Source organism: Zafaria cholistanensis (genome assembly GCF_008580665.1).
GTDB classification, from domain to species: Bacteria; Actinomycetota; Actinomycetes; order Actinomycetales; family Micrococcaceae; genus Zafaria; species Zafaria cholistanensis.
Window position 1 is genome coordinate 1 of the sequence record NZ_BKDJ01000016.1, and the last position, 12762, is coordinate 12762.

Consider the following 12762-nt stretch of genomic DNA (forward strand, 5'->3'; position numbering starts at 1 on the left):
GGAAGCTAAGACCCACAGCGCCGATGGTACTGCACCCGGGAGGGTGTGGGAGAGTAGGACACCGCCGGACAACCATTACGGAAGCCCCCGACCACACCGTCGGGGGCTTCCCCCCTTTAACACCCCCAACCCACCCACCCCGCCCGGCCGCCAGCCACCCACAGCACCCCAAACAGCCACCGGAGCAGCCAAAGCACACCGCCCGACCCGCCGGTTTGCCCACAGGCGGTTGTGGACAAACCGGCCGGGGTCCGCCTTCGGACCGCTGTCCGCCTGCCGCGGAAATGCCCGGTTTTCCGGCGCACCGCCAGGCGAAGGCAGTACAGTGAGCCTTCCAGACCGTAATTCCCGCCACACGGGTGCGTTGCGTGCCGTGTGGGCCGATACCTCAGGGGAGCCATGACTGCAGAACCCACTTCCATCCCCACCGCTGCAGCGGCGGCCGGGTCCACCACCGCGGGCCACCGCGACCATGCCGTTCGCCCGCAGGACGATTTGTTCCGGCACGTCAACGGCGGATGGCTTGCCTCGGCGGAGATCCCCGGGGACCAAGGCAGCTACGGCTCCTTCATGCAGCTGCGCGACGAATCCGAGGCGGCGGTTCGCGCCATCATCGAGGAGGCGCAGGAGCACCCCGCCGGGCCGGACGGGGCCCCCGACCCGCGCCGGGCGCGCATCGGCGCGCTCTACGCCAGCTTCATGGACGAGGCGGCCATCGAGGCCCGCGGCATGGATCCCATCCGCGCCGACCTGGCGGCCATCTACGCCACCACCAGCGTCCGGGACCTCGTGGCGCTGACGGGGCGCCTCCAGCGCCAGGGTGTTTCCGGCTTCTACGGCGTCGGTGCCAGCAGCGATGCGGGCCAGCCGGACCGCAACCTCCTCACCTTCCTGCAGTCCGGGTTGGGCCTGCCCGACGAGTCGTACTACCGCGAGGAGAAGTTCGCCGAACTTCACGGGGAATACCGGCTCCATTTGGGCCGCCTGCTGGCCCTGGCCGAGGTGCCGGACGCGGAACGGGCCGCCGCGGCGGTGGTGGACCTGGAGACCGCGCTGGCGGCGCACCATTGGGACCGGGTCAAGACCCGCGACGCCCAGGCGCGCTACAACCTGCTTACCGGCGACCAGCTTCGTGCCCTGCACCCTTCAATCCAGGCATGGCTGGACGGTGCCGGCATCGATGCCCGGTACTACGCGGAGGTCGACGTGTGGCAGCCCTCCTACCTGGAGGGCCTCGAACAGGTCCTGGCGGAGCAGCCGCTCGAGGCCTGGCGGCACTGGCTCGCGGTCCAGCTGGTCCGCAGCTACGCCCCGTACCTTTCCGGCGCATTCGTGCAGGAGAACTTCTCCTTCTACTCGGCCAAGCTCGCCGGCACCACGGAGCTGAAGGAACGCTGGAAGCGCGGGGTCGCGTTCGTGGAGGGCGCCGTCGGGGAGGACATCGGCCAACTCTACGTCGAGCGCCACTTCCCCCACCGCCACAAGGAGACCATGGAGGGCCTGGTGGGAAACCTCATCGAGGCCTACCGCCAGTCCATCTCCGCGCTGCCGTGGATGGGTCCGGAGACCATCGACCGCGCGCTGGAGAAGCTGTCCCAGTTCCGGACCAAGATCGGCTACCCGGTCAAGTGGATCGACTACACCCCGGTGGAAGCGAATCCGTCGGACCTGATCGCCAACGCCGCCAGCGCCCAGGCCTTTGCGTTCGCCCGCGAGCTGAAAAAAATCGACGACGGCGTGGACCGCGACCTCTGGTTCATGTACCCGCAGACCGTCAACGCCTACTACCACCCCCTGCTGAACGAGATCGCCTTCCCGGCCGCCATCCTGCGTCCGCCGTTCTTCGACCCCGAGCGCGACGCTGCCTCCAACTACGGGGCCATCGGCGCGGTGATCGGCCATGAGATCGGCCACGGCTTCGACGACCAGGGATCCCAGTTCGACGGCACCGGGAAACTGAGGAACTGGTGGACGGACGAGGACCGTGCCCGGTTCGAGGAGCTCACCGCTCGCCTGGTGGCCCAGTACGACGTGCTGGAGCCCCAAGAGACCCCGGGCCATACCGTCAACGGCCGGCTCACCCTCGGCGAGAACATCGGCGACCTTGGCGGCCTTGGCATTGCCTACAAGGCCTACCGCCTGGACGTGGCCGGGCGCGGGCTGGAGGAGGACGAAGTGGTCGACGGGCTCACGGGCGACCAGCGCTTCTTCCACGCCTGGGCCGAATGCTGGCGCAATGTCTCCCGTCCGGAGACCATGATCACGCGGCTGGCCACCGACCCGCACTCCCCGGCCGAGTTCCGCTGCAACCAGGTGGCAAAGAACCTGGATGCGTTCCATGCCGCCTACGGCACCCGCGAGGGAGACGGCATGTGGCTGGCCCCGGAGGAGCGCGTCTCCATCTGGTAGCGGGCGGCCCCGCACCGGCCGCACGACGGCGGCGGGCGCCTCCGGCATGGAAGGTGCCCGCCGCCCTCCCGCGTCCGCCCCGTCCAATACCACGTAGAATTGGTTACCGTGACTGCCGAAAACACCGCCGCCCCCGCCGCCGCCAAGCACCCCGACACCAGCGACCAGCGCCAGGTGCGCCTGGACAAGCGCGCTGAACTGATCGCTGCCGGCCGCGACCCGTACCCGGTTGGCGTTCCGCGCACCCATTCCCTCCGGGAGGTGCGCGAGCAGTGGTCCCACCTCGAGGCGGGGGAGGAAACCACGGACACGGTCGGCGTCGTCGGACGCGTCGTGTTCCTGCGCAACACCGGCAAGCTCTGCTTCGCCACCCTCCAGGAGGGCGGCCCCGAGGGCCACGGCACCCGCCTGCAGGCCATGGTCTCGCTGGCCAGCGTCGGCGAGGAAGCCCTCGCCGAATGGAAGCGCCTGGTGGACCTCGGAGACCACATCTTCATCCAGGGCCAGGTCATCTCCTCCCGCCGCGGCGAGCTCTCCGTCATGGCCGAGGAATGGCGGATGGCCTCCAAGGCCCTGCGCCCGCTCCCGGTGCTGCACGCGGACCTGAATGAGGAAACCCGCGTCCGCCAGCGCTACGCGGACCTGATCGTGCGCGACGAGGCCCGCGAGATGGTCTACAAGCGTGCGGCCATCACCCGCGCCATCCGCGACACCCTGCATGCGCGCGACTACGTGGAGGTGGAGACCCCGATGCTCCAGCTTATCCACGGCGGCGCCTCGGCCCGGCCGTTCCACACCCACCTGAACGCGTTCGACCAGCCGATGACCCTGCGCATCGCCACCGAGCTGTTCCTTAAGCGCGCGGTGGTTGGAGGCATCGACCGCATCTTCGAGATCGGGCGCATCTTCCGCAACGAGGGCGTGGACTCCACGCACTCCCCGGAGTTCACCACGCTGGAAAGCTATGAGGCCTACGCCGACCAGTTCGTGATGGCGGACCGCATCAAGGAGATCATCCTCGCCGCCGCGGACGCCATCGGCGCCGGCCGCGTCTTGGAGACCTCCAAGGGCACCATCAACCTCGACGGCGAATGGCGCTGGCTGGGCCTGTACCCGGGTCTTTCCGAGGCCGTCGGCCAGGAAATCACCCCCCAGACCCCGGCTGAGACCCTGCGGGCGGTCGCCGCGGAGCACGGGGTCAAGATCGACCCCGCCTGGGATGCCGAGAAGCTGGCCATCGAGCTGTTCGGCGAGATCGTTGAGCCAACCCTGATGGACCCGACCTTCGTCTACGACTACCCGCCGTCGGCGCAGCCGCTGGCCCGCCACCACCGCAGCGAGCCGGGCGTCATCGAGGCCTGGGACCTGATTATCGGCGGCATGGAACGCGGCACCGCCTTCTCCGAGCTGATCGACCCGGTCACCCAGCGCGAGCGGCTCACCCAGCAATCCCTGCTGGCGGCCAACGGCGACCCCGAGGCAATGCAGCTCGACGAGGACTTCCTGCGTGCCCTTGAGTACGGAGCCCCGCCCATGGGCGGGATCGGCCTGGGCGTGGACCGGCTGGTGATGCTCTTCACCGACGTGGGCATCCGCGAGACCATCCTGTTCCCGCTGCTCAAGCCGGAAGCCTAGGCCCGCCATGCAGTATGTGGAGGTCCTGACCCCGACAATCGTGGTGGCCCTGCTGTTCTGGGTGGTCATCCGGGCCGTCATGAACGCGGACCGCTCCGAGCGCCGCGCGGAGGCGGAGGCCGAGGCGCGCCGGGCCCAAGCCGCGAAGGAAACCGAAAAGAACGACGACGGAATTTGATTTCCTGACGCGGACAAAGCTTGGTTGAGAGTCTCCGGATGTGATTAGACTGGCCTGCCACACCGCAGGAAACGGCGGCCGTGGCGGCCAGTCACCCCAACCAAGGAGCTCCATGTGGCACGGAAAGTCGAAATCACGTTGATCGACGACCTCGACGGAAGTCCGGCCGAAGAGACCGTCCAGTTCGGACTGGACGGAAACCACTACGAGATCGACCTTGGGGCCGCCAACGCCTCCCGGCTGCGCGAACTCCTGGCGCCCTACATCGAGGCCTCCCGCCGCTCCAACGCCTACTCCGCGGCCGAGGCCCCGGCCATCCGCGCCTGGGCCACCGAGCACGGCTTCCAGGTCAGCGAGCGCGGCCGCCTGCACTCGGACGTCATCGAGGCCTACCGCGCCGCTCACCCCTGACGCCGGGCCCCGCCCTGCCGCCTCCTTGCGAAACCGCATCCCCGCACCGCATCCCCGCACCGTATGTCCGGCACCGTATCCCCGCCATGGCCGGCCCCGAAACCTGGCGGCCTGGGGCGCGTGCGGGGCCGCGGCGGAGGCTCCGCGGAAGCCGGCCCGGCACGCCCGTTCGGGCACCGCGTTTTCCCTACGGCGAACAAGCCCCACAGGGGCGCAAATCGTGCGTAGCATCGGAGGTACGCGTTAGCTAGGAGTGTGCCGCATGTTTGAGAGATTCACCGACCGTGCCCGTCGCGTTGTCGTGCTCGCCCAAGAAGAGGCGCGCATGCTCAACCACAACTACATCGGCACCGAGCACATCCTGCTCGGCCTCATCCACGAGGGTGAGGGGGTTGCCGCCAAGGCCCTGGAGTCCCTGAACATTTCGCTCGGGGCCGTCCGCGAGCAGGTGCAGGAGATCATCGGACAGGGCCAGCAGGCCCCTTCCGGCCACATCCCGTTCACCCCCCGCGCGAAGAAGGTCCTTGAGCTCTCGCTGCGCGAGGCGCTGCAGCTGGGCCACAACTACATCGGCACCGAGCACATCCTGCTTGGCCTGATCCGCGAGGGCGAGGGCGTTGCCGCCCAGGTGCTGGTCAAGCTGGGCGCGGACCTGAACCGTGTCCGCCAGCAGGTCATCCAGCTGCTCTCCGGCTACCAGGGCGGGAAGGAGACCACCGGTACGGGCACCGGCCAGAGCCAGCAGGAGGGTGCGCCGGCCGGTTCCGTGGTCCTGGACCAGTTCGGCCGCAACCTGACGCAGGCCGCACGCGAAGGAAAGCTCGACCCGGTGATCGGCCGCGAGTTCGAGATGGAACGCGTGATGCAGGTGCTCTCCCGCCGCACCAAGAACAACCCGGTGCTCATCGGTGAGCCCGGCGTGGGCAAGACCGCCGTCGTCGAAGGACTGGCCCAGGCGATCGTGCGTGGCGACGTGCCGGAGACCCTCAAGGACAAGCAGCTCTACACCCTGGACCTCGGGTCCCTGGTCGCCGGTTCCCGCTACCGCGGCGACTTCGAGGAGCGCCTGAAGAAGGTCCTCAAGGAGATCCGCACCCGCGGCGACATCATCCTGTTCATCGACGAGATCCACACCCTGGTCGGTGCCGGTGCGGCGGAGGGTGCCATCGATGCCGCCTCCATCCTCAAGCCGATGCTGGCCCGCGGCGAGCTCCAGACCATTGGCGCGACCACCCTGGATGAGTACCGCAAGCACATCGAGAAGGACGCCGCGCTGGAGCGGCGCTTCCAGCCGATCCAGGTCAAGGAACCCTCCGTGGAGCACACCACGCAGATCCTGCGCGGCCTGCGCGACCGCTATGAGGCCCACCACCGCGTCTCCATCACGGATGGCGCGCTGGCCGCGGCCGCGCAGCTGGCGCACCGCTACGTCTCCGACCGGTTCCTCCCGGACAAGGCAATCGACCTGATCGACGAGGCCGGAGCCCGCCTGCGCATCCGCCGCATGACGGCCCCGCCGGCCCTGAAGAAGATGGACGAGGACATCGCCAACGTCCGCCGCGAGAAGGAAGCCGCGATCGACTCCCAGGACTTCGAGGGAGCCGCCGCGCTGCGCGACAAGGAGCAGAAGCTCCAGGAAGCGCGCGCGGAAAAGGAGAGGGCCTGGAAGAACGGCGACCTGGACGAGATCGCTGAGGTCAACGAGGAGCTCATCGCCGAGGTGCTGGCGAACTCCACGGGCATCCCGGTCATCAAGCTCACGGAGGAGGAGTCCTCCCGCCTGCTGCACATGGAGGACGAGCTCCACAAGCGCGTCATTGGCCAGGACCAGGCGATCAAGGCCATTTCCATGGCCATCCGCCGCACCCGTGCGGGCCTGAAGGACCCGAACCGCCCGGGCGGCTCGTTCATCTTCGCCGGACCCACCGGCGTGGGCAAGACCGAGCTGGCCAAGGCGCTCGCGGAGTTCCTCTTCGGCGAAGAGGACGCCCTGATCACCCTGGACATGTCCGAGTACTCGGAGAAGCACACGGTCTCCAGGCTCTTCGGTGCCCCTCCGGGGTACGTGGGCTACGAGGAGGGCGGCCAGCTCACCGAGAAGGTCCGCCGCCGCCCGTTCTCCGTGGTGCTGTTCGACGAGGTGGAGAAGGCGCACGCCGACCTCTTCAACTCGCTCCTGCAGATCCTTGAGGACGGCCGCCTGACCGACTCGCAGGGCCGCGTGGTGGACTTCAAGAACACCGTGATCATCATGACCACGAACCTTGGCACCCGCGACATCTCCAAGGGCGTCATGACCGGCTTCCAGTCGGCCACGGACACCAAGACCGGCTATGAGCGCATGCAGGCCAAGGTCCAGGAGGAGCTGCGCCAGCACTTCCGGCCCGAGTTCCTGAACCGTGTCGATGACGTGGTGGTGTTCCCGCAGCTGACCCAGGAGCAGATCGTGCAGATCGTGGACCTCTTCGTGAAGCGCCTGCAGAAGCGCCTCGACGACAAGGGCATGACGATCGAGCTCAGCCCTGCGGCCAAGGTCCTGCTGGCCACCAAGGGCTATGACCCGGCCATGGGCGCCCGCCCGCTGCGCCGCGTCATCCAGCGCGAGATCGAGGACCAGCTCTCCGAGAAGATCCTCTTTGGCCAGATCGTGACCGGCCAGCGGATCACGGTGGACGTCGAGGGAGAAGGCGACGCCGCGAAGTTCACCTTCGTGGGCCACGACGGACCCGAGGCCCTGACCGGGGAACCGGAACCGGCCGCCATCGAAAGCTAGTCCGGGAAGGCCGGCCTGTACAGGCTCTGACAGGCCCGGCTCCACCGGCGGGGGACCCCGGTTTCCGCACCCTTCGGGGGCGCGGAAGCCGGGGTCCTTTGGCATGCGGGTCCCTCCCTCCCTCCCGCCCTGCCCCGCCCCGTCCTGCCCCGCCCCGCCCCGGCCTGCGGGCGGGGAGCGGTTGCGGTGGCCTGTTTCGCCGGCACCCCCCCGCGGAGTCCACCGGGCATAGGATGGCCGCATGAGCACCTTCTTCCTGCGCCGCGCCCGCACCGGGGACGTTGAAAGCATCCGCGCCCTCGTCAAGCCGCTGGCGGACCGGCGCGTGCTGCTGGAAAAGGAGGCCGTGGCCTACTACGAAAGCCTGCAGGAGTTCCGGGTGGCCGAGGACGCCGCCGGGGCGATCATCGGCTGCGGGGCCCTGCACGTGATGTGGGAGGACATTGCCGAGGTGCGCACGCTGGCCACCTCCGAGGACTGGCGCGGCCGGGGCGTGGGCCACGCCCTGCTGGAGCAACTGGTGGAGGATGCCCGTGCCATTGGCGTCGAGCGGGTCTTCTGCCTCACCTTCGAGGTGCCCTTCTTCCAGCGCCACGGGTTCGAGGTCATGGCCGACCAGTCGGTGGTCGACCCGGAGGTCTATTCCCAACTGCTGCGCTCCACCGATGAAGGCGTCGCTGAGTTTCTGGACCTGGCCCGGGTCAAGCCCAACACCCTGGGCAATACCCGGATGATCCGCCACCTGTAGGACCCCCGCGCCGCGGCCGCGGGGAAGGAACGCGGGAAGGGGCGGCACGGGGGCCGGGTGCGGAACTAGTGGGGGAGTGCCACGCCCTCCGGTCCCTCGTGGGCCAGCCCGTCGGCGAGCAGCCCGTCAAGGCAGCGCAGCCGCTGGTCCGCGGGCGCGGAGAGCCCGGCAAGGCGCTTCCAGGCCGCCGCCAAGGCCGGATCCCCCGAAACCGTGTTCCCCAAAGCCGTGTCCCCCGAAGCTGTATCCTCCGCCGGGGCTGCTGGATTCGGGACCCGGCCGGAGGCCCCGAGCAGCTCCGCGCGCCGGACCGGGACCTCGGAGGCGCGCAGCACCGCCATGAACGCGCCGCGCACCTGGCGGTCGGTGCCCGCCCACGGCTGCCCCTTGGGAACGTAGTGCGGCTCCGGCTGCCCGGCCCCGACCCAGGCGCACACATCGGCCACGGGGCACTGCGGGCAGCGGGGGGAGCGGGCAGTGCACACCAGCGCGCCCAGTTCCATCACCGCGGCGTTCCAGGCATTGGCCAGCCGGCCGCCATCCTGCTCCCGCGCAGGCATCAGCGCCTCCGCCAGCCGGGCCTCGGCGGCCGTGTAGCTGGGCTCCGGCAGGGCCCGGCCGGACACCAGTCGGGCGTGCACGCGCCGGATGTTGGTGTCCACGACGGTTTCCGGCGCGCCGAAGGCGAAGCAGGAGATCGCAGCGGCCGTATAGGCGCCCACGCCGGGCAGCGCCAGCAGGTCCGCGTGGGCGGACGGCACGCGGCCGCCATGTTCCTCCACGATCCGCTGGGCGGCGCCGTGCAGGCGCAGGGCGCGGCGCGGGTAGCCCAGCCGTCCCCAAGCCCGCAGAGCCTCCCCGGCGGGCTCCGCGGCGAGGTCCGCCGGCTCCGGCCAGCGCTCCATCCATTCCTCCCATACGGGCAGCACGCGCGCCACGGGCGTCTGCTGGAGCATGAACTCGCTCACCATCACGCCCCACGGGGTGCACTCCGGGCGGCGCCAGGGCAGGTCGCGCGCGTTCGCGGCGAACCAATCGGTGACGCGGCGGTGCAGGCCCCCCAGGCCCCGGTCAACCAGATCGGGCTCCTCCAAACCGGGCTCCTCCAAATCGGGCTCCCCTAAACCGGGGTCTCCCCAGCGGGGCTCTCCGAGGCGGGATGGGGGCACGGCAGGGGCTCCTAGCGGGTGGCGGCGGGGCGGAACAGGCACCAATACTCTACTGCCCGGCGTGGGAACCCGCCTGCGGGCCCGCGGATCCCTAGCCTCTTAACATGGCTCCAGAGCAGTCCCGCCCCGCCCCCAACGCCCCCGTCCCGCCCCCAGCCTCCGCGTCCCGCCCCACCCGGCCCAGCCCCGCCGTGTACCGCCGGCGGCGCCTGGTGGCCCTGGCGCTGCTGCTGGCGGTGGCGGCCCTGCTGGTGTGGGCCGTGGCGGCACTCGTTGGACTGTTCCGCGCGGAACCGGCGGCCTCCGGGCAGGCCGCCTCCAGCGCCGCCGCTCCGCAGCCCGCCCCGGCCCCCGCGGTCCCCTCCGCTGCGGCCGGGGAGGCCACCACGGCGTCGTCCGGCGGGATTGCCGCCTGCACGGAGGCGGACATCGCCGTGGCCGCCTCCACCAGCAGGAAGTCGTACTCGTCCAGCCAGACACCGGTCCTGGTCATGACCATCACCAACGTCGGATCCTCCGCGTGCCGGGTCAACGTGGGCACCAGCCAGCAGGACTTCAGCGTCTCCAGCGGATCGGACCGGATCTTCTCCACCACGGACTGCCTCGCGGATCCGACGGATGCGGAGATCACCATCCGGGCCGGGAAATCGGAAACCGCCCGCTTCGCCTGGGAGCGCAAGCGCAGCGCCCCGGGCTGCAAGTCCGTCTCCGCCAAGCCGCGCCCGGGAACCTACGTGCTGACCGCGAAGCTGGGCGAGACCACCAGCGGCAAGGTGCCCTTCGTCCTGAAGTGAGGTTACCGCCGTACGGAGCCGGAGCCGGAGCCGCCGCTACATGAACCGGTCGAGCAGGCTGGACTCGGCGATCCGGGACAGGCCTTCGCGCACCGTGCGGGCACGCTGTTCCCCGATGCCGTCCACGGCCATCAGGTCCTCGATGTTCGCGGCCATCAGGCGCTGCAGCCCGCCAAAGGTTGCCACCAGGCGGTCGGCGACCGCGCGCGGCACCGACTTGATGCCCGCCAGCAGCCGGTAGCCCTGCGGGTGCACCACGGTCTCCAGGGAGTTCGTGTCCGGGGCGTACCCCAGGATGGAGGCGATCCGGGACAGGTCGATCATGTCCGTGGAGGAGAGCTCGTGCAGCTGCGCCAGGGCCACCTCGATGTCCAGCGGCTCGGTGCCCGCCTCCGAGTAGTCCTTGAGCAGCATGTCGCTGCCCGGACCCAGCCCGGTGCTCAACTCTTCCAGCTGCAGAGCCAGCAGGCGTCCGTCGACGCCAAGCTCCAGCACGTACTGGGCGATCTCCTCGGAGATCCGGCGGACCATCTCCTGGCGCTGCAGCACGACGGCGACATCCCGCACGGTCACCATGGCTTCGATCTCCAGCGCGGACAGCGTACCGGTCACCTGGTCCAGGCGGGTGCGGTAGCGCTCCAGCGTCTGCAGCGCCTGGTTGGCACGGGCCAGCACGGGCTCGGATCCTTCCAGGACGTGCCGCAGCCCCTGCACGTAGATGGCAATGATCTGCATCGATTGGGACACGGAGATCACGGGGAAGCCGGTCTGGATGGCCACGCGCTCGGCGGTGCGGTGGCGCGTGCCCGTCTCCTCGGTGGGGATGGTGTGGTCCGGGACCAGTTGCACTCCCGCCTTGAGGATGTTGGAGGCGTCCCGGTCACACACGATCGCGCCGTCCATCTTGGCCAGTTCCCGCAACCGCTGGGGCGAGAACGCGATGTTGATGTCGAAGCCGCCCGAGCAGATGTTTTCCACGGTGCGGTCCTGGCCCAGCACGATCAGGGCGCCGGTGCGCCCGCGCAGGATGCGCTCCAGGCCGTCACGCAGGTGCGTGCCGGGGGCGACGCGCGCCAGCGTGGTGCGCAGCGCTTCTTCGGGGCTCTTGGCCATGACCGTTCCTTCCGGGCCGGCCGGACCACGGAAATGGCGCGACCTTGCGCCTATTCTACGGGTGGCTAGCGGTTTCGCTGGTTGAATGCGACCTCCAGCGCCTCGTGGAGCGTGCTGACCTCCCACACCCGGAAACCTTCCGGCACGTTCCCGGGCCCGTTGGGGGAGGCCGGGACCACCGCGTACTTGAACCCCAGCCGCTCGGCCTCGGTGATGCGCCGCCCAATCTCCGGCACCGGGCGCACCTCGCCGGCCAGTCCCACCTCCCCGAACGCGATGAAATTCGGCGGCAGCGGGCGGTCCAGCCGGGAACCGGCAATGGCCAGCGCGGTGGCCAGATCTGTCGCCGGCTCGCTCAGCCGCACCCCGCCCACCGTCGCCACGTAGGAGTCCAGCGAGGACAGGTCCAGGTTGGCGCGGCTCTGCAGCACCGCCAGGATCATCGCCGTCCGGGCCGAGTCCAGCCCGCTGGTCGCCCGGCGCGGCTGCGCGTTGCTGGTCTTGGCCAGCAGCGACTGCACCTCCGCCACGAGCGGCCGGCGCCCTTCCAGCGTCACGGTGATGCAGGTCCCGGAGACCGGCTCTTTGGTGCGGGTCACGAACAGGCCGCTGGGATCGGCCAGGCCCTCGATGCCGGATTCGGTCAGGTCAAAGCAGCCCACCTCGTCGGTGGGGCCGTACCGGTTCTTCACCGCGCGCAGCAGGCGCAGGCGGGAGTGGCGCTCGCCGTCGAACTGGCACACCACGTCCACCAGGTGCTCCAGGAGGCGGGGGCCGGCGATGGAGCCCTCCTTGGTCACGTGGCCCACCAGCAGGGTGGCCATGTTCCGCTTCTTGGCGGCGTTGATCAGCGACGCGGCGACCTCGCGCACCTGGGTGACGCCTCCGGCGGTGCCCTCCACCTCGCCGGAGGCCAGGGTCTGCACCGAGTCGACGATCAGCAGTGCCGGGTCCAGCTTCTCGATCTGGCCCAGGGCGATCCCCAGGTCCGTTTCCGCGGTCAGGAACAGCGTGTCCGCGATCGCATTAATCCGCTCGGCGCGCATCTTCACCTGGGCTGCCGATTCCTCGCCGGTTACGTACAGTACGCGCGCGCCCCCCCGGGCCGTGCGGGCGGCCACGTCCAGCAGCAGGGTCGACTTGCCCACGCCCGGCTCGCCGGCGAGCAGGATCACGGCGCCGGGCACCAGGCCGCCACCGAGCACGCGGTCCAGTTCGCCGACCCCGGTGGGCCGGTAGGAGGCGGCGGAGGCGTCAATCTGCGCAATCGGACGGGCAGGCTCGGCGACGGTGGCCGCGGCCGTGGTCCGCGCGGCGACCTGCCCGGTTTCCTCGACGGTTCCCCAGGCCTGGCATTCGCCGCAGCGTCCCACCCATTTCACGGTGGTCCAGCCGCATTCGGAGCAGCGGTAGCTCGGCGCGGATTTTGCGCGTGCGGGGGTCTTGGTGGCCATGGGTCCGATGCTATCGTCCGCCCCTGACACTCCGCCGGGCAGTCCCGGTGTCCTGTGCGGTGGGCGGGGACGTCCCCG

Annotated in this window: 10 protein-coding genes; 7 read left to right on the forward strand and 3 right to left on the reverse strand. The window is 70.0% G+C overall.

The annotated features are described in order from the left end of the window. The first annotated feature begins 399 nt into the window (after window positions 1-399). From NCCP_RS12745 to NCCP_RS12765, 6 genes are all read left to right on the forward strand, one after another. The gene (locus NCCP_RS12745) at window positions 400-2409 is read left to right on the forward strand and encodes a M13 family metallopeptidase (RefSeq protein WP_149957670.1); all 2010 of its coding nucleotides are present in this window, start codon (window positions 400-402) and stop codon (window positions 2407-2409) included. 108 nt (window positions 2410-2517) lie between these two features. Beyond that, on the forward strand, window positions 2518-4044 hold the full coding sequence (gene lysS / locus NCCP_RS12750) for a lysine--tRNA ligase (protein ID WP_149957671.1): 1527 nt from the start codon (window positions 2518-2520) through the stop codon (window positions 4042-4044). A 7-nt stretch (window positions 4045-4051) separates the two neighbouring features. Further along, window positions 4052-4222 carry a hypothetical protein gene (locus tag NCCP_RS15050; RefSeq protein ID WP_172627401.1) on the forward strand — a complete coding sequence of 57 codons (171 nt, stop codon included), beginning with the start codon at window positions 4052-4054 and terminating at the stop codon, window positions 4220-4222. Between the two features lie 114 nt (window positions 4223-4336). After that, window positions 4337-4633, forward strand: coding sequence for a histone-like nucleoid-structuring protein Lsr2 (locus NCCP_RS12755; RefSeq protein WP_149957672.1), 297 nt, complete (start codon window positions 4337-4339; stop codon window positions 4631-4633). A gap of 262 nt (window positions 4634-4895) precedes the next feature. After that, window positions 4896-7406, forward strand: coding sequence for an ATP-dependent Clp protease ATP-binding subunit (locus NCCP_RS12760; RefSeq protein WP_149957673.1), 2511 nt, complete (start codon window positions 4896-4898; stop codon window positions 7404-7406). A 241-nt stretch (window positions 7407-7647) separates the two neighbouring features. Continuing rightward, the gene (locus NCCP_RS12765) at window positions 7648-8154 is read left to right on the forward strand and encodes an amino-acid N-acetyltransferase (RefSeq protein ID WP_149957674.1); all 507 of its coding nucleotides are present in this window, start codon (window positions 7648-7650) and stop codon (window positions 8152-8154) included. Window positions 8155-8219: 65 nt separating this feature from the next. On the opposite strand, the gene NCCP_RS12770 is transcribed toward NCCP_RS12765, so the two are convergent. Continuing rightward, window positions 8220-9248 (reverse strand): HhH-GPD family protein, encoded by a 1029-nt coding sequence (locus NCCP_RS12770; protein WP_225873826.1) that lies wholly within the window; start codon window positions 9246-9248, stop codon window positions 8220-8222. Window positions 9249-9427: 179 nt separating this feature from the next. Between NCCP_RS12770 and NCCP_RS12775 the strand changes: the two genes are divergently transcribed. After that, a complete protein-coding gene (locus NCCP_RS12775) occupies window positions 9428-10117 on the forward strand; it encodes a hypothetical protein (protein WP_216364720.1) in 690 nt (229 codons plus the stop codon). Between the two features lie 36 nt (window positions 10118-10153). Here the strand turns inward: NCCP_RS12775 and disA are convergent, their stop codons facing one another. Together disA and radA are read right to left on the reverse strand one after the other, a co-directional pair. Continuing rightward, complete coding sequence (disA, locus tag NCCP_RS12780; RefSeq protein ID WP_149957675.1) at window positions 10154-11230, reverse strand: DNA integrity scanning diadenylate cyclase DisA; 1077 nt, start codon at window positions 11228-11230, stop codon at window positions 10154-10156. A 65-nt stretch (window positions 11231-11295) separates the two neighbouring features. Beyond that, the gene (gene radA, locus NCCP_RS12785; protein ID WP_149957676.1) at window positions 11296-12684 is read right to left on the reverse strand and encodes a DNA repair protein RadA; all 1389 of its coding nucleotides are present in this window, start codon (window positions 12682-12684) and stop codon (window positions 11296-11298) included. Between the last annotated feature and the right edge of the window lie 78 nt (window positions 12685-12762).

Coding starts and splice junctions, on each gene's coding strand:
- NCCP_RS12745 (WP_149957670.1), top strand. CDS start 400: ATGACTGCAGAACCCACTTCCATCCCCACCGCTGCAGCGGCGGCCGGG.
- NCCP_RS15050 (WP_172627401.1), top strand. CDS start 4,052: ATGCAGTATGTGGAGGTCCTGACCCCGACAATCGTGGTGGCCCTGCTG.
- NCCP_RS12760 (WP_149957673.1), top strand. CDS start 4,896: ATGTTTGAGAGATTCACCGACCGTGCCCGTCGCGTTGTCGTGCTCGCC.
- NCCP_RS12765 (WP_149957674.1), top strand. CDS start 7,648: ATGAGCACCTTCTTCCTGCGCCGCGCCCGCACCGGGGACGTTGAAAGC.
- NCCP_RS12775 (WP_216364720.1), top strand. CDS start 9,428: ATGGCTCCAGAGCAGTCCCGCCCCGCCCCCAACGCCCCCGTCCCGCCC.
- disA (WP_149957675.1), bottom strand. CDS start 11,230: ATGGCCAAGAGCCCCGAAGAAGCGCTGCGCACCACGCTGGCGCGCGTC.
- radA (WP_149957676.1), bottom strand. CDS start 12,684: ATGGCCACCAAGACCCCCGCACGCGCAAAATCCGCGCCGAGCTACCGC.